This is a genomic window from Mesorhizobium sp. C395A (genome assembly GCF_030323205.1).
GTDB lineage: Bacteria > Pseudomonadota > Alphaproteobacteria > Rhizobiales > Rhizobiaceae > Mesorhizobium.
In genome coordinates, this window is the sequence record NZ_CP100473.1 from 2,567,716 (window position 1) to 2,583,196 (window position 15,481).

Consider the following 15,481-nt stretch of genomic DNA (forward strand, 5'->3'; position numbering starts at 1 on the left):
TTAATTGCTCGGCGTGAGCACGGTGAAACCCTGATCCCTAAACAGCTCCACCGCCTTGGCGGACTGCAGGCACTTCAGGAAAGCCGGGGTATCCTTGTCCTTCGAATCGGTGGTCTGGGCAACCGGATAGATGATCGGCGGGTGCGAATCCTCCGGGAAGGTGCCGACCACCTTGACTCCCTTGTCGGCATGCGCGTCGGTGGCATAGACGATGCCGAGCGCGGCCTCGCCCGTTGAAACCAGCTTCAGCGCGGCGCGCACATTCTCGGCCTGCGCCACCTTGCCTTCGACCGACGACCAGACGCCGAGCGATTCAAGTGCCGCCTTGCCATACTTGCCGGCCGGCACCGCCTTGACGTCGCCCATGGCGAGCTTGCCGTCGCCGATCAGCTTGGCGAGGTCGAAGCCTTTCTCGATCCTGGTTTCGACCTTGGAATCCTTCGGCGCCACCAGCACGATGTGGTTGCCGAGCAGTTTCACCTCGGTGTCCGGCTTGGTCAGTTTCTTGTCGGAGAGATATTTCATCCAGTCGAGGTCGGCCGAGATGAACACATCGGCGGGCGCCCCGCTTTCGATCTGCTTGGCCAGCGCCGAGCTCGCGGCGTAGGAGACGGTCGCCGCTTCACCGACATCGGCTTCGCAGGCCTTGGTGACGGCGTCGAGCCCGTCCTTGAGGCTGGCTGCGGCAAACACGATCACCTTGTCTCCCGCGTGAGCCGCCGGCATCACGGCCATCAGAGCTACGGCAAAGCCGCCAATCGCGATCGCCCTCAAACCAAAACCTTTGTGCCCCAACATGAAAACTCTCCCTGGGCTTGAAATCTGCTGGCTCGACTCCTGCCGACCGATATATCTGGATGAATATAACAAGGGAAGGCCGCCTCCTGCGAAAGCGTATGTTCGGCATGATTGTTGTGGTTTGGACGTGCACCGAAATCCCGGAAAGGAACTCCGATGAAGATCAGCGCCCGCAACATCCTCAAGGGAACGATCGTCGAGATCGCCAAAGCACCTCGCCTGTCCGCGGTGATGTCGGCGGCTCAGTCGTCACCGCTTCGATCACCAACGAGGCCGTTGCCGATCTCGAGCTCGAAAAAGGCAAGCAGGCCTATGCCGTGATCAAGGCATCGGGCGTCATGGTCGGCATTGATTGAAGGTGGGCGGATCAGACCGCGATCGGCGCCTTGATCGACGCGTCGGCAAAATAGTTTTCCAGCCGGAAATCCTCGAAGCGGAAGGCGAACAGGTCCTTCACTTCCGGATTGATCCACAGCGTCGGCAGCGCCTTGGGCGTGCGACGCAATTGCTCGCGCGCCTGCTCGAAATGGTTGGAATAGAGATGCGCATCGCCCAGCGTATGGACGAACTCGCCGGGCTTCAGCCCGGTCACCTGCGCCACCATCAAGGTCAGCAGCGCGTAGGAAGCGATGTTGAAGGGTACGCCGAGAAAAATGTCGGCCGAGCGCTGGTAGAGCTGGCAGGACAGCTTGCCCTCCGAGACGTAGAACTGGAACAGGCAGTGGCACGGTGGCAGCGCCATCGCCTCCACTTCGGCCGGGTTCCACGCCGAAACGATCAGCCGGCGTGAATTCGGATTTCTGCGTATCTCCTTCAGAACATTGGCAATCTGGTCGATCGACCCGCCATGGCCATCCGGCCAGGAGCGCCACTGCTTGCCATAGACCGGGCCGAGATCGCCATTCTCGTCGGCCCATTCGTCCCAGATCGAAACGCCATGATCTCTAAGGTATTTGATGTTGGTGTCGCCGGCCAGGAACCACAGGAGTTCATGGATGATCGACTTCAGATGCAGCTTCTTGGTGGTGGTGACGGGAAAGCCGCGCGACAGGTCGAAGCGCATCTGGTACCCGAACACCCCACGCGTGCCGGTGCCCGTGCGGTCGCCACGATCGGCGCCATTGTCCAGCACATGCTGCAAAAGGTCGAGATACTGGCGCATCGGCTTCGCCTCGATTCGGGGTTACCGCCATCATAACCGACTGGCCGCCGGCCGAACACAGCAAAAGGGACCAGAACGCGGCTTGCCCCATCTCTCAAGAGGTGGCGCTGCCCCTCACCTGCCTGCCGGCATCCTCTCCTCGTATAGGGACGGGGAGAGGGGCGCTGTCATCAGCGGTTTCGCCAATCACAAGCTTGTTCGAGAGAGAGAGCCAAGGCTGCGGTCAGCCATTTCTCCCCGTCACTATACGGGGAGAAATGCCCGGCAGGGCAATGAGGGGCGGTGCTGACCTCCGGTGAGGAGCAAAATCAAACGCGCGCTCTGCCTATCGGCAATAATCTCTACAAAGAGCCGAGCTTGCCCAGATCCTTGGCGACCAGATAGTAGAAAGTCACGCGGCTCTTGGAGCTGTCGGCGGCCAACGCCTTGCAGGTCTTCTCGATCGCTGAGTCGGCTTTCGCCCCGTCGGTCACGCCGAGTTTCTTGGCAACCCAGTTGGTCTTGACGCGCTCCAATTCCTTGGGGTCGGTGCAGGATACCAGCGAGGAATCGCGGTTGCGCAGCGCGATGCCCAGATGTTTCACAATCTTGGCAACCACATCGGCATTTGCGGCGGCGTCGTATTTCTTCACGTCTGCGAGATAATCGGCCATCAAATTTCCCCATGTCGGCGCCACGGGATCCGATCGATGAGGGCTGTGGCGCGCTGCCGCAACTTGTGCGCTCGGTCGATACTCCTCACCATCGCAAAGCTTCGGTTGAGACCGCGCGCGAGTCAACCCTCGGCGCCGCAGTTTGGTGCGGCCAAGAAGTGTCATTGCGGCCTTTCATTTTGTGCGCCCGCCCCCTATATTCGTTTTGTCGGCTTGACCGACTATGGCGATAAATGGGCGATGTAATAAGCCGTTCGGACCCGGGGGCGGTACCCGGCGCCTCCACCAAGAACCGCTCTGTGATCAGAGCGGCTGTTGCTGGGGGCGAAATAGGATCGACGAAGGTGTAAAGATCGTACTTTTGCCCGGCATGGTACCACCGTCATCGGGCTAAACCTGTAGTTGCAAATGACAACTATGCGGAAGCACGTCTCGCCGCGTAAGCGGTGCGATAGCTTCAAATCAAGCCCTAGAGGTTCGCACTTCTAGGCGGGGTTCGGAGGTACCTGGCAACAGAAACCTCCACTTCTCCCCTCCTCGATATCGTACGCTCAATGCCGGCTGCCGCTGGCCGGATTTCGCATGACGATGGGCCGCGAAGCCTACACCAAATTGAGCCATGAGCTGGTGCAATTTGCCGCTGGCGTCGGTCGAAGGCCGTGGTTCTGGCCGGGGCCGGATTACCCCAGACGTGAAAAAGGCCGGGATGACCCGGCCTTTCCGGTCGATTGCGGTCAGCTTACTCGGCCGGCGCTTCAACGGCTTCGCGCGAGCGGCCGAGCGTCAGTTTGGCCAGCGTGAACGAGATTACGGCGCAGAGCGTGATGCCGGCCACCATGGGCAGCGGCGTGCCGTCGAAGAAGATGCCGGCGACGCCCATCGCCAGCGCACCGATGGCGAAGTGCAGCGTGCCCATCAGCGCCGAGGCCGTGCCGGCGATCTCGCCATGCTCTTCCATGGCCAGCACCGACGTCGTCGGGATGACCAGGCCGAGGAAGCCGTAGCCGACGAACAGCAGTGCCGCCATCACATCGAGCCGGTCGACGCCGGTCGCCATGACTGCGAACAGCACCACCATCGTCGTGGCATAGCCGGTCACCGCCACCCAGACGACGCGCTTCAGCCCGAAGCGCTCCGACAGCAGTCCCGTCAGCTGCGACATGCCGATGAAGGCGACCGCATTGATCGAGAAGAACACGCTGTAGACGGAAGGCGACAGCCCGTAATGGTCGATCAGGATGAAGGACGAACTCGAGAGGTAGACGAAGAAGCTGGCGATGCCGAAGCCGGCGATCGCCACCAGGCCGAGGAAATTGCGATCACCCATGAGGAAGCGATAGCCGGCGAGTGCGGTTCCGAAGGAGGAACCGACGCGTTCTTCCGCCGGCCGCGTCTCCTTCAGCGAGGTCGCCAGCAGAATGGTGGCCAGCAGGGCCGCGCCCGTCACCGTCCAGAACACGGCGCGCCAGCCAAAATTCTCGATGATCTGGCTGCCGGTCAGCGGCGCCAGGATCGGCGACACCGAAAACACCAGCATCAGCAGCGACATCAGCTTGGCGGCTTCGGTGCCGGTGTGCAGGTCGCGCACGATGGCGCGCGGCACCGCCATGCCGGCGCTGGCGCCCAGTCCCTGCAGGAAGCGGAAGGCGATCAGCCATTCGATGGTCGGGCTCATGGCCGAACCGATACCGCCGACCATGAACAGCGCAAGGCCGCCGTAAAGCGGCAGCTTGCGGCCGACCATGTCGGAGATCGGTCCGACGACGATCTGGCCGAAGCCCATCGACAGGAAGAAGATCAAAAGGCTCATCTGAACGGCGGCGGTGCCGGCATGCAGATCCTCGCCGATCGAAGGCAACGCCGGCAGATACATGTCGATAGCGAAGGGGCCGATAGCGGACAACAGGCCGAGCACGACCGCGATGCGGAGGAATTTGGGACTCATGATAAAGGCTTCTTTCAAGTCTGGTTGGCGCCGCCAACGCGACGACTAACCCTAGGACGTTCCATCCCGTTGAAATCCGACGGCTCAGAGAGAGATTATTCGTCTCTACGGAGCGAATTCATTCCCATTTATTGTGTCCACAAATTTAGACAGCCTTGTCTAATTCGTCAATCACCTCTATATAGATTTCCATGAAGCTTGCCGTTTCTCCTGACATTTTCCCGCCACGCGGCCACGAGGCCAAGCGTATGTCGATTATCGATGCGGCGGCTTCGGTCTTTTGCCGGGAAGGCTTTGCCGGCGCCAATATCGACCTGATCGCGGTGGAGGCGGGCGTTTCGCGCCAGACCATCTACAATCACCACCGCGACAAGGAAAGGCTCTTCATGGCTGTGGTGCGGGATCTGACGGAGCGCTGCAACGCCGGCATCTTCGCCACCTTCGCCTCTTTCCCAGACCAGCCGAAGGATCTGGAAGCCGACCTGATCGGCTTTGCCGTGCGCCTGAATCATAACTGCATCTGCAACCGCGACGGACGCTTCCTGCGCAAGCTGATCCAGACCGAAGGCGAGCGCTATCCCGAGCTCTTCGCAGAATGGCGCGACCAGGGGCCGGGCCGGACCTGGCCCGCACTTGCCGCCCGTTTTGCCCGCCTCGCCCATGCCGGCCATCTCGCGGTCGACGATCCCGATGTCGCCGCGCGCCAGTTCCTGGCCTTGGCAAATGCCGAACTGCAGACCACCTTCATGCTCGGCGGCATGCCGTCGGAAGATGAAGTGCTGCAATCCGCGACCCACGGCGTGCGCACATTCCTGCGCGCCTTCGGCAAGCGCAGATCAGCGGCAGCGGTGGAAAAACAGCTGGCCAGCGCCTGAACGTCAAAGCCGGCGATCAAATCGTCCGTTACGGGCTTCGCTTCGGCGCATCAGCGATCTATATCCGGTTTACGCCGCGCTCAAGCTTGATTACAGCTATGCGGACGATTCAACGGAACCCGACCAGCACATGGCCGACGACCACATCCGCTACGACATTCTGGCCCAGGAGGCGTTGCGCGGCGTCATGCGCAAGGTCCTGGCCGAAGTCGCGCGCACCGGCCTTCCCGGCAATCATCATTTCTTCATCACATTCCTGACCGGCGCGCCGGGCGTGCGGGTGTCCTCCAGGCTGCGCGAGCGCTATCCCGAACAGATGACCATCGTCATCCAGTTCCAGTATTGGGACCTCAAGGTGACCGATACCGGCTTCGAGGTCGGGCTGTCCTTCTCCGACGTGCCGGAGAAGCTGGAAATCCCGTTCTCGGCCGTACGCGGCTTCTACGACCCATCGGTCAATTTCGAACTCGAATTCGACGTCAAGACCGACGTCCCGGCGGAAGACGATGCAGCCGCCCAGCCGGCTGCCGAGCCCTTGGCTATCGTCTCCGAGAAAAAGCCGAAGGCCGAGAAGAAGGCAGCTACCACTGAGGCGGAGAAAAAGCCCGCCGTGGCCGATGCCGGCAAGGGCGCCGACGTCGTGTCGCTCGACGCCTTCCGCAAGAAGTAGCGGGACGGACGGCGCGACATGGGCGAGATCGTCAACCTTCGCCAGGTCCGCAAGCAGAAGGCGCGCACCGAAAAGGAAAAGCTCGCCGGCGAGAACCGCGCTCTGCACGGCCGTTCCAAAGCCGAAAGAACTCGTGACCGTCTGACATCGGACAAGGCCGAAAAATTCGTCGCCGGCCACCGCCGCGAACGCCCGGAAGACCAGGGCGATTGATGGACCGCCTGCGGTGAGCCCGGTCGAAAAACGCTCCGTGACCATCCGCGGCCATCGCACCAGCTATTCCCTCGAAAAACCCTTTTATGACGATCTCGTCGCCATCGCCGCCGCGCGCAAGCTGACCCTTGCTGCCCTGGTCGCGGAGATCGACGAGACAAGACCGCGCGATGCCAATCTGTCCTCGGCGCTCAGGCTCCACGTGCTGGACTGGGCCAAGCGCGACGCCGTCTGAATGGTTCTTAATTGCCCAGCGACTTCAGCAAATTGTCGACCGAGAACGGATTTGTCCTGGGCTTCGGCGGCGCCGGGGCCGAACCGTCACTGACGCCGGGAAGTGAGCGGTCGACCTTCGGCGCCTGCTCCTGAGCCTTGCGCTCGGCCTCCAGCCTGGCTTTTTCCTGCGAAGCGATCCGAGCCTGTTCGGCCTTCTTCCGTTCGTCCTCGGCCTTGGCGGCGTCTTCGGCAGCCTGCTCTTCGGCCTGCGCTTTCGCGTCCGCATCCGCCTTGGCCTTGGCGTCAGCCTCTGCCTGCGCTTTCGCATCGGCATCGGCCTTTGCTTTGGCATCCGCCTTGGCCTTGGCATCCGCTTCGGCCTGTGCCTTCGCATCTGCCTGCACTTTCGCCTTGGCGTAGGCCTCGGCTTTGAGCCGTGCCGCTTCCTCCTGCTTGCGCAATTCCTCGGCGGCGTTGTCGCGCTCGGTCTGCAGGGCGGCGTAATAGCGCACCTCGCGCCGCAGCCGCTGCTTCTCGAGCAGTGCGGCCTGCATCGCCTCGACCCGCTGCTGCTCCTTTTCCAGCGCGCGCTGGGTCAAAAATTGCGCCAGCGGCTCGCTGTCGAACTGCTTTTTCAGCGCCCCGAACGGCCCATCGACGCTGAAATTGACCGTCGGATCGGAGCCGACCAGCGCCTCGTCGCCAGGCTTGTAGGTGACCGCGCCCTTGGTGGCGACGGTGCCGGTGTTGAGGTCGGCCGTGATGTCGGCAGACAGCGTCGCCGCCTGGTTTTCGAATTTGATCGGTGGTGCCCGCAACGTGCCGCCGGCGACCGTGAAGGCGATGTCGGCATCGCCGGCAGCAAAGCTGCCGTCGCCAGCGATCTCAGGTGCAAAGCCCGCGGTCTTTGCTGTGTCGATGTCGCGCCCGATCGCATCGGCCTTGGCAATCAACGCGCCGAAGGCATCGGGATTGACGCCGGCAATGGTGAGGCCTTTCAGCGCCGCCGTGCCCGAGCCGGAGAGTGCGGCAATCATCGCGTCGACCGATTTGCCGCTGGTCGACAGCCCTGTCGAGAAATCGCCGTTGCCACTCAATCCGGCAGCCGGCAGCACAGTCGCCAGGTCGGCGCCGGCAAGCCTCATCTGGCCGGAGAACAGCCCCGTGCCGTCTGTGTTCTTCAACTCGAACAATCCGGTGAGCGCGCCGCCGAGCAGTTTTGCCTTCAGGTCCGAAACGCGGATGCCTTCCTGGTCCAGTTTCAATGACAGCGACGCATCATAGGCTGTCGCCAGCGGTCCGGCGGCAAGCGTCGCCGTCGTCAGATCGAGATCGGCGCTGAACGGCAGGCTGGATTTCTGGCTGAATGGCGCCGTCGGCCAGTTCGCGTTGCTGCTGAGGAACGACTGGTCACCGAACAGCGCAACCGCAATCGGGTCGAGGTCCAGTTCGTCGAGCGCCAGCGCACCGGCAAAATGCGGCAGCCCCTGCTTCGCATCGATGTTGACGTCGCCCGAAATCTCCGACTCGTTGATGGATCCGCTGAGACCGCTCAACACCAGCAGGCCACTGCCGAAATCGGCATCCGCGCTGAGCGAGGTCGAGGTGCCCGTTCCCATGCCCGGCAGGCCGGCGCCGGTCGTCATCAGCCAAGGCTCGATGTCGGAGGCGTCGAGGCCGATCTTGCCCTTGGCGGTGGTGCCTTGCGGTGTCTGAGCAACGGTGCCGTCGAACGTTGCCTTGAAGTCGTCGGCGGCGAAATTGAAGCTCGTCGCCAGGCCGCCGCCGAGCGTGCCTTTCGCCGAAATATCGGTGCTTGCCTGGCCGAGCATGCCGAGCGGCAGCGCCGGCAGGCCGTAGAGCGCCAGCAGCGCCGTGGCGTCGGGATTTTTGGCGTTGAAGGTCAGCGTCACCGGCGCGTCAAGCAACTGGCCTACGGCCCCCTTGCCCGACAGCGACGCCGAAAAGGCCGAACCGCCGGCCTTGCCTTGTCCGCTCACCGCCAGCCCGGTGGTGCCGTCGCCATTGTCGGCGGCGCTCGCCACCAGATCGACGCGCGCGTCCTGGAACAGTTCAGGATAGGCGGCCGTGCGGCCAGCCAGTCCCTTCAGCATCAGATTGTCGGGATAGTGTTGCGCGGCAATGTCGATCAGCGGCTTCAGATCGACGGCGACCACCGAGGCATCGAGCTTGCCGGTCGGGCTTGCGGGAAAATCCTTGATCCGGCCGGTGGCGCTGATCGAGGCGCCGGCAAGGCCGCCAATCGACAGCCGGTCGATTTCGAGCAGCCCGTCGCGGAGCCGGAGCGCGGTATCGACCGTGTCGGCGGTGAGCCCGCCAGCATTGACCGGCCCTGCCTTGATCTGAAAATCGAGGTCACGGTCGGAAAAGCGGTTGGCGCCCTTGTCGCTGACGAAGATCGAGGCGAAGGCCGTCAGCCCGTCGACATCGAGTTCGCCGCCCTCGAGCCGCATCAGCACCGAGGACTTGGCGTCGTCGGGCTGGCTGGAATCGATGCGGCCGGTGAACTTCGACTTGCCGAGGATCAGTTCGAGGTCGCTGAACGCCTGCCGCTTCTCCGACAGGTCCACCTTGGCCTTGAAGCCGGCGGCCGGCAGCCGGCGGATCGCCTCGTCGACATCTTTGGACAACCAGGCAGCAAAGCCGGAAGGCTGCGCCACCGCCAGCAGCATGGAGCCGCTGAAACCGAAATGATCCGTTACGCTGAGCATGCCGCTGGCTTCCAGCGTCGTGCGCCCGGGCAAGGTCGCGGCCAGCGATTTCACCGACCAGCCGCCCTCGACCGGCTCGGCCGAGAGATGCACGTCGCGCACCGTGGTGTCGCCAGCCACCACCGCCGGCAGCTTGACCTCGACAGTGCCGGGGATGCTCGGCTTCGGCAGTTCGAGCAGCGCCTGCTCGATCCCGGCAATGCGCTGGTCCAGCGTCAGGCCGGCGCCCTTTTCAGCACCCACCGCCTCGTCCAGTTGCACCTGCGCGCCATTGGCCTCGATTGCGAAGTTCGGCTTCAGGCCGAGATCGACCGAAGCCTTGCCGTCGGCTGTGTAGGGATTGTCGAGCGGCCCGGTCTCGAAGCGGAATTCGTCGACGCCGAGCTTCTGGTGATCAAGCGAGAACTTGCCGTTCAGCCGGAAGCCCGGATCGGGCTTGCCGGCGCTGACCTTGCCCGTATTGATCTCGACAACCTCACCATCGCTGCCGCGCAGCGTAGCCGAATTCTTGTCGTTGCCGGAAATCTTGAACTGGCCGGAATAGACGGCAGCCCCATTGACGATGCCGGCATTGCCGTCGGTTTCGATGACCAGTGGATAGGCATCGGGATCGACCTTGAGCCTCAGCCGCATCTGGCCGCTGCCTTCGGCCTTGCCGGTCGAAGCCGCAACAGTCGAACGCAGTCCGTCGAGCAGCAACGTTCCGTCCATGCGCCACGGCCCGGCCAGCGACTTGGCAGAGATGGTCGAATTGATATCGGAAATCAGATGGCTGCGCCCGCCTGCGGCATGGCGGAGCGCAATTTCTCCCTCCGTCACCGTCAGCTTCTCGATCGAGATCTGGTTGAGATCGAAGGGCGAGGACGGCCGTATCGCCCAGTCGACCGTGCCGTTATCGGCGATGTCGATCGTCGCCTTCGGATGCACCAGCCGCATGTCGAAAATCAGCACTTCGCCGCGCAGGAACGGCGCCAGTTCCGCGTCCATCGAAAAGGTCTCGACGGTCATTGCCGGCTGGCCGCCGGGGCCGCCGGCGACCGTGACGTTTGAGAAGGTCACCGAGGGGAACGGCAACAGCCGCGCCGTGGCGTCGCCTTGCACCGTCACCTTGCGGCCGAGAATGGCGCTCGCCTCGCGCTCGAATTGGGCGCGGTACCCGGTCCAGTCGACAAAATACGGCACCACCAGCGCCGCAACCAGCACCAGCACAAACAAGCCACCGAAGATCACGAACAGGCGTGCGAGCATCAGCTCCGAACGGGTTGATTGAAAGTCAGCCGCACTCTACCCGCATCAGCGTGTCGATAAAGAGGCAATTCATCCAGAGTTGCTTGATCTCTGTATCTGGACGAGCAGAGATTTCGGACGCCTGTGACTGCGTGCCGGCCGACATGCAACAGACTAATCCGCCACCGCCCGTCGGCGATATTCGTTCAGCAGCACCACCATCTCCTCGGGCGACAATGTCCAGCCCTGCGGTAATGCGGCTTCGGCGCCGAGGCTTTTGGTCACGCTGCCCATGACGGAGCTTTTCTTGACCCCCGGTGCGAAATTGTACCCGATCATATTGCCGATTCTGCGCCGGCGATGGACGACGAAGAAGCTTTCGATATCCTTCCAGGGGACCAGCTTGGGCGATCGAACAAGGCCTCCGCCGAGACTGAAACCTTGTCCGTTCAGCACCAGAATCTGCGGCCGCACAAGCTGCCAGGCAAACACCAACGCGACCAGCCCGAAAAAGGCCACGCACCACCAAAGGCCGGCGGTGTCGCCGTCCTCGGAGACATAAATCAGGAAAGCGCAGGCCAGGACAAAGAAGAGGCTGGCCGACAGCAATAACAGTGTCTTGCCAAGCGATGCCCTTATAATCAGGGTATCCATTGCCGCTCCTCACATTTCGGCTATGCAGGTAATATCTTGCCTGGGTTCATGATGTCTTGCGGGTCGAGCGCTTTTTTTATGGAGCGCATGATGTCGACACCATGGCCGAGCTCATGGCGCAGGAAGCCGATCTTGCCCTGGCCGATGCCGTGTTCGCCGGTGCAGGTGCCGTCCATGGCGATCGCCCGCATGTTCAGCCGCGAGACGAATTTCTCCGCCAGCGCGATCTCTTTGGGGTCGTTGACATCCATCAGCACCAGCACATGGAAATTGCCGTCGCCGGCATGGCCGACGATCGGCGCAACCAGGCCCATCTCGGCAATGTCGGCCTCGGTTTCGGCAACGCATTCGGCCAGCCGCGAGATCGGCACGCAGACATCGGTCGACAGGCCCTTGGTGCCCGGCCGCAGCGTCAGCGACGCCCAATAAGCATCGTGCCTGGCCTTCCAGAGTTTCGTGCGCTCCTCGGCGACGCTCGTCCACAGGAATGGCCCGCCGCCATTGTCTTCAGCAATGGCACCGAAGGTTTCGGCCTGTTCGGCGACACCGGCATCGCTGCCGTGGAACTCGACGAACAGGCACGGGCTCTCGGGGTAATCGAGCTTCGAGTAATTCTTCATCGCCCGCATCTGCAGTCCATTCACCAGTTCGATGCGCGCCACCGGAATGCCCATCTGGATGGTCGCGATGACCGCGTTGCAGGCCGCCTCGAGGTTTGGAAACGGGCAGACGCCGCCGGAGATCGCCTGCGGAATGCCTTGCAGCTTCAAGGTCAGCGAGGTGATGATGCCGAGCGTGCCTTCCGAGCCGACCAGAAGCCGCGTCAGATCGTAGCCGGCCGAACTCTTTTTCGCCCGCTTGCCGGTCGTCACCGTCTCGCCATCAGCCATGACGGCCGTCAGCGACAGCACGTTCTCGCGCATCGTGCCGTAGCGCACCGCATTGGTGCCGGATGCCCGCGTCGCCGCCATGCCGCCGAGCGAAGCATTGGCGCCGGGATCGATGGGGAAGAACAGGCCGGTATCGCGCAGGTGCCGATTCAAATCCTCGCGCGTTACGCCAGGCTCGACCGTGCAGTCGAGATCCTCGGGGTTGACCGACAGGATGCGGTTCATGCGCGAGGTGTCGACCGAGATGCCGCCACCCGGCGCATTGGTATGGCCTTCGAGCGACGAGCCGACGCCGAAGGCGATGACCGGCACGCGGTGCGCGGCGCAGGCACGTACGATCTCCTGCACCTCTTCTGTCGTCTCCGGGAACGCGACACCGTCAGGCGCCTGCGCCGGAATATAGGTGGTGGTATGCGCATGCTGCGAGCGGATCGCCGCGCCTGTCTGGAAGCGTTCGCCGAGCTGCTGTTTGAGGATGCCGAGCACCGCCGCAATGCCTTCCTCGTTGCGTTCGACCGGATTGAGGTCGCTCAGAGCCATGAATTCCTCCGCGAATGGACCAGCGTCCATGCTTGTTATGCGATTATGGATGCACATGACGCAATTCCAGGGAAAGTGTGAAGCGGTTTTCCGTCCGGGATTGCGTCAACAAAAAACTAGAGCGGTTCGCCGTTTCCGCGAGACGGTGAACCGCTCTAGTCTCACGGGCCGCAGCCTGTCCAGCACTGAACTCGGTCCAGCACCAGAACAAGGAAGTTTCCATGCCCATCCCTGCCCCCTTCGTTTCCAAACCGATGGACATCGAGAAGGATTGGATCGACTACAACGGCCATCTCAACATGGCCTATTACAACGTGTTGTTCGACCGCTGCTCGGATGAGGCGTTCGAGGCGATGGGCATGGGGCTGGACTATGTCAAAGAGCGGCGCCTGACCATCTACACGGCCGAAGTCCATGTTTGCTATGTCCAGGAACTGCACCTCGAACACAAGGTCGTCGTATCCTTCCAGCTGATCGATCACGACGACAAGCGGCTGCGGGCCTACCAGGAAATCCGCCATGTCGATGGCTGGCTCGCCGCCACTTCCGAAACCCTGTCGCTGCATGTCGACATGTCCGGGCCGAAAGTCGCGCCCTTCCCCGCCGACGTGCAGGCCAAGGTGGAAGCGATGCGCGCCGCCCACTCTGCACTGCCGATGCCCGAACGCGCCGGCCGTTCGATCGGTATTCGCCGCAGGACCGCTTGAAGCGCTGCTGCGCCCGCGTTAACCTTACCAAGGTTTTAACGTGAACAAGCCATTTGAGCCATTGAACGACTCAGCGGACCGTTTGAGAACGGTGCCATGCGAGTTGCGATGCGGGCGGCGGGCAACAGGCGGTTCGAGGAACGTGGATGAAAACCGACATCAAGGTCGAGGTGGACAGGCTGGCTGCCGATCCGCGCATCACCGACTATGATTTCTGGCGCTCGTTGAAGAACGTCAACAACGAGATCTTCCATATCGCCAACAACAACGAGCCTATCCCCTTCGACATGATCCGCTGGCGCGCCATCCTGAAGCAGGCGCGCATGAAGCGTGGCCACGCCTGATGTTTCCGCTGTTCTGAGAAAGCCGCCACCGGCGAGCGCCGCCACGGACCATTGCGACCTGATCATTTCCAAAGGTCGGCGCCAGCCCTGCTTTCAGCGAATCGGCTACATCCGACAACCTTCAAAAACCGTTCATTTCGACAGTTTGCGCAACCGGCGATTCGGTTTCGCAAACGGCTGCCTGCGACAAGAAGATCAAGATTGAACCAATTCCACGTCTAAGCCGTTGTGACCCCTGAAAAACGGCTTGGAGTGAAAGCATGGACTGGAAAAGGACCAGGGAACCGGCCGACGCATGGCACATGACGGACAATCTGCATGCCGAGCACGGCAAGGGCGATCCGTTCGCGGCTGCCATCCGCGCCACCCGCATGTCGATGGTCATCACCGATCCCCGTCAGGCGGACAATCCAATCGTCTTTGCCAATGACGCGTTCCTGCGCCTGACCGGCTACGAGCGCGACGAGGTCATGGGCAAGAACTGCCGCTTCCTGCAGGGGCCAGAGACAGACAAGGCAGCTGTGTCTAGCGTGCGCGACGCGATAGCAGCGGGAACCGATATCGCCATCGATCTGTTGAACTACCGCAAGGACGGCTCGACATTCTGGAATGCGCTCTACATCAGCCCGGTTTCCAACGACAAAGGCGAACTCCTGTTCTTCTTTGCCTCACAGCTCGATGTCTCCGATCGCAAGCGCTCCGAGGATCGCATCACCGCAGACAAGAACCGCTTTGAAAAGGCTGTCAAGGAACGCACGCGCGAGCTTGAGGCCGCCCTTGAGGCGCAGACCACGCTGCTGCACGAGGTCGACCATCGGGTGAAAAACAACCTGCAGATGATCTCCTCGCTGATCATCATGCAAAGCCGGGCAATCAAGGATGAAGCGACAAAGCGATCGCTCACCACCATGCTGGAGCGCATCGAGGCGCTGAGCACGGTGCATCGCCGTCTCTACCAGTCAAAGGATGTCAGCCGCTTCGATGTCTCGGATTTCGCCAGGGATCTGGTCACCGACCTGCTGACCGCATCGGGGCGCGCCGAGATCAAGCCGACGCTGGACCTCGAACCCATCGTCATTCCGGCCGAAAAAGCCACGCCTGTTGCCTTGATGGTCAATGAGCTTGTCACCAACGCGCTGAAGCACGCCTTCAAGGCAAAGCCGGACGGCACCACCGCGGGGCGCATCGGCATCAAGATGAGCCAGCCCGACGGCCACTTCAACATCGAGGTTTCCGATGACGGCGTCGGCATGGCCGAGGCCAGCGGCGATGCTTCCTTCGGCATGCGGTTGATCAAGTCGCTTGCCCGTCAGTTGCATGCCGACATCGAATGGCGCGACGCCGGCCCGGGCACAAAGGTCGTCATCTCGATGCCGAACGAACCGCAGCAGAAAGGGAAGCTGTCATGAACGAACCGCTCAAGGTCCTGATCGTCGAGGACGAGGCGTTGCTGGCGATGGAACTGGAAAGCCTCGTCGAGGAAGCCGGCCACAGCGTTGTGGGTTGGGCGACATCCTTGGCCGAAGCAAGAGGTATGATTGATACCGCCGACGCCGATATTGCCTTTGTCGATATCCACCTCGCCGACGGACCAACCGGGGTCGAGGTTGCCGAGCATATCCGCGAGGGTAACCGTTCCATGGTGGTGTTCATGACCGCCAATCCAAAACGCATCCCCGACCATTTCGCCGGCGCGATCGGCGTCATCGCCAAGCCCTACACGATGAACGGACTGGTTTCGGCGTTGCGCTATCTGCAGGAAGGCGTGCGGCGCCCGCCCCCGGTCTCGGTGCTGCCGGCCGGCTTTACGCTGTCGCCGGCCTATGAGAGCGTATGGGCGTCGTCGGCGGCCTGA

The 15,481-nt window shown here is 62.2% G+C and carries 15 protein-coding genes, 1 other RNA gene and 1 pseudogene; 10 read left to right on the top strand and 7 right to left on the bottom strand.

The features are described from left to right. Window positions 1–798, bottom strand: a complete 798-nt coding sequence (modA, locus tag NLY37_RS12740; RefSeq protein WP_023735950.1) for a molybdate ABC transporter substrate-binding protein — start codon at window positions 796–798, stop codon at window positions 1–3. Window positions 799–954: 156 nt separating this feature from the next. Between modA and NLY37_RS12745 the strand changes: the two are divergent. Continuing rightward, a pseudogene (locus NLY37_RS12745) lies at window positions 955–1,154 on the top strand (TOBE domain-containing protein). A gap of 11 nt (window positions 1,155–1,165) precedes the next feature. Here the strand turns inward: NLY37_RS12745 and NLY37_RS12750 are convergent. Beyond that, window positions 1,166–1,960, bottom strand: coding sequence for a thymidylate synthase (locus NLY37_RS12750; RefSeq protein WP_023682098.1), 795 nt, complete (start codon window positions 1,958–1,960; stop codon window positions 1,166–1,168). A 341-nt stretch (window positions 1,961–2,301) separates the two neighbouring features. Continuing rightward, window positions 2,302–2,613, bottom strand: a complete 312-nt coding sequence (locus tag NLY37_RS12755; RefSeq protein ID WP_023668323.1) for a DUF2853 family protein — start codon at window positions 2,611–2,613, stop codon at window positions 2,302–2,304. A 168-nt stretch (window positions 2,614–2,781) separates the two neighbouring features. Here NLY37_RS12755 and ssrA point away from each other — a divergent pair. Next, window positions 2,782–3,140: a transfer-messenger RNA gene (gene ssrA / locus NLY37_RS12760) on the top strand. A gap of 212 nt (window positions 3,141–3,352) precedes the next feature. On the opposite strand, the gene NLY37_RS12765 is transcribed toward ssrA, so the two are convergent. Continuing rightward, window positions 3,353–4,558, bottom strand: a complete 1,206-nt coding sequence (locus NLY37_RS12765) for a multidrug effflux MFS transporter (protein WP_023667417.1) — start codon at window positions 4,556–4,558, stop codon at window positions 3,353–3,355. Between the two features lie 191 nt (window positions 4,559–4,749). Here NLY37_RS12765 and NLY37_RS12770 point away from each other — a divergent pair, with 191 nt between their 5' ends. The 4 genes from NLY37_RS12770 (at window position 4,750) to NLY37_RS12785 (ending at window position 6,551) form a co-directional block, all read left to right on the top strand. Beyond that, window positions 4,750–5,433 (top strand): TetR/AcrR family transcriptional regulator, encoded by a 684-nt coding sequence (locus tag NLY37_RS12770; RefSeq protein ID WP_023690901.1) that lies wholly within the window; start codon window positions 4,750–4,752, stop codon window positions 5,431–5,433. 130 nt (window positions 5,434–5,563) lie between these two features. Then, entirely contained in the window at window positions 5,564–6,103 is a 540-nt protein-coding gene (locus tag NLY37_RS12775) for an SspB family protein (RefSeq protein ID WP_023741675.1), read from the top strand. Between the two features lie 18 nt (window positions 6,104–6,121). Beyond that, a complete protein-coding gene (locus tag NLY37_RS12780; protein WP_023667420.1) occupies window positions 6,122–6,316 on the top strand; it encodes a DUF4169 family protein in 195 nt (64 codons plus the stop codon). 13 nt (window positions 6,317–6,329) lie between these two features. Then, on the top strand, window positions 6,330–6,551 hold the full coding sequence (locus NLY37_RS12785) for a ribbon-helix-helix domain-containing protein (protein WP_023712463.1): 222 nt from the start codon (window positions 6,330–6,332) through the stop codon (window positions 6,549–6,551). A gap of 7 nt (window positions 6,552–6,558) precedes the next feature. On the opposite strand, the gene NLY37_RS12790 is transcribed toward NLY37_RS12785, so the two are convergent. The 3 genes from NLY37_RS12790 to NLY37_RS12800 all read right to left on the bottom strand — a co-directional run bounded on the left by NLY37_RS12790 (window position 6,559) and on the right by NLY37_RS12800 (window position 12,575). Next, entirely contained in the window at window positions 6,559–10,512 is a 3,954-nt protein-coding gene (locus NLY37_RS12790; RefSeq protein ID WP_023741676.1) for an AsmA family protein, read from the bottom strand. Window positions 10,513–10,665: 153 nt separating this feature from the next. Then, the gene (locus NLY37_RS12795; protein WP_023741677.1) at window positions 10,666–11,145 is read right to left on the bottom strand and encodes a hypothetical protein; all 480 of its coding nucleotides are present in this window, start codon (window positions 11,143–11,145) and stop codon (window positions 10,666–10,668) included. Window positions 11,146–11,165: 20 nt separating this feature from the next. Next, the gene (locus NLY37_RS12800; protein ID WP_023741678.1) at window positions 11,166–12,575 is read right to left on the bottom strand and encodes an FAD-binding oxidoreductase; all 1,410 of its coding nucleotides are present in this window, start codon (window positions 12,573–12,575) and stop codon (window positions 11,166–11,168) included. A 221-nt stretch (window positions 12,576–12,796) separates the two neighbouring features. On the opposite strand from NLY37_RS12800, the gene NLY37_RS12805 reads away from it, so the two are divergent. From NLY37_RS12805 to NLY37_RS12820, 4 genes are all read left to right on the top strand, one after another. Then, window positions 12,797–13,282 (top strand): thioesterase family protein, encoded by a 486-nt coding sequence (locus NLY37_RS12805; RefSeq protein WP_023712460.1) that lies wholly within the window; start codon window positions 12,797–12,799, stop codon window positions 13,280–13,282. Between the two features lie 146 nt (window positions 13,283–13,428). Beyond that, on the top strand, window positions 13,429–13,626 hold the full coding sequence (locus tag NLY37_RS12810) for a hypothetical protein (RefSeq protein ID WP_013531006.1): 198 nt from the start codon (window positions 13,429–13,431) through the stop codon (window positions 13,624–13,626). Window positions 13,627–13,886: 260 nt separating this feature from the next. Beyond that, window positions 13,887–15,035, top strand: coding sequence for a histidine kinase dimerization/phosphoacceptor domain -containing protein (locus NLY37_RS12815; protein ID WP_023741679.1), 1,149 nt, complete (start codon window positions 13,887–13,889; stop codon window positions 15,033–15,035). Beyond that, a complete protein-coding gene (locus NLY37_RS12820) occupies window positions 15,032–15,481 on the top strand; it encodes a response regulator (RefSeq protein WP_023668313.1) in 450 nt (149 codons plus the stop codon). The genes NLY37_RS12815 and NLY37_RS12820 overlap by 4 nt, the downstream gene beginning before the upstream one ends.

Excerpts from the sequence above, each read along its gene's own strand:
- modA (WP_023735950.1), bottom strand. The coding sequence starts at position 798 with ATGTTGGGGCACAAAGGTTTTGGTTTGAGGGCGATCGCGATTGGCGGC.
- NLY37_RS12750 (WP_023682098.1), bottom strand. The coding sequence starts at position 1,960 with ATGCGCCAGTATCTCGACCTTTTGCAGCATGTGCTGGACAATGGCGCC.
- NLY37_RS12755 (WP_023668323.1), bottom strand. The coding sequence starts at position 2,613 with ATGGCCGATTATCTCGCAGACGTGAAGAAATACGACGCCGCCGCAAAT.
- NLY37_RS12765 (WP_023667417.1), bottom strand. The coding sequence starts at position 4,558 with ATGAGTCCCAAATTCCTCCGCATCGCGGTCGTGCTCGGCCTGTTGTCC.
- NLY37_RS12770 (WP_023690901.1), top strand. The coding sequence starts at position 4,750 with ATGAAGCTTGCCGTTTCTCCTGACATTTTCCCGCCACGCGGCCACGAG.
- NLY37_RS12775 (WP_023741675.1), top strand. The coding sequence starts at position 5,564 with ATGGCCGACGACCACATCCGCTACGACATTCTGGCCCAGGAGGCGTTG.
- NLY37_RS12780 (WP_023667420.1), top strand. The coding sequence starts at position 6,122 with ATGGGCGAGATCGTCAACCTTCGCCAGGTCCGCAAGCAGAAGGCGCGC.
- NLY37_RS12790 (WP_023741676.1), bottom strand. The coding sequence starts at position 10,512 with ATGCTCGCACGCCTGTTCGTGATCTTCGGTGGCTTGTTTGTGCTGGTG.
- NLY37_RS12795 (WP_023741677.1), bottom strand. The coding sequence starts at position 11,145 with ATGGATACCCTGATTATAAGGGCATCGCTTGGCAAGACACTGTTATTG.
- NLY37_RS12800 (WP_023741678.1), bottom strand. The coding sequence starts at position 12,575 with ATGGCTCTGAGCGACCTCAATCCGGTCGAACGCAACGAGGAAGGCATT.
- NLY37_RS12805 (WP_023712460.1), top strand. The coding sequence starts at position 12,797 with ATGCCCATCCCTGCCCCCTTCGTTTCCAAACCGATGGACATCGAGAAG.
- NLY37_RS12810 (WP_013531006.1), top strand. The coding sequence starts at position 13,429 with ATGAAAACCGACATCAAGGTCGAGGTGGACAGGCTGGCTGCCGATCCG.
- NLY37_RS12815 (WP_023741679.1), top strand. The coding sequence starts at position 13,887 with ATGGACTGGAAAAGGACCAGGGAACCGGCCGACGCATGGCACATGACG.
- NLY37_RS12820 (WP_023668313.1), top strand. The coding sequence starts at position 15,032 with ATGAACGAACCGCTCAAGGTCCTGATCGTCGAGGACGAGGCGTTGCTG.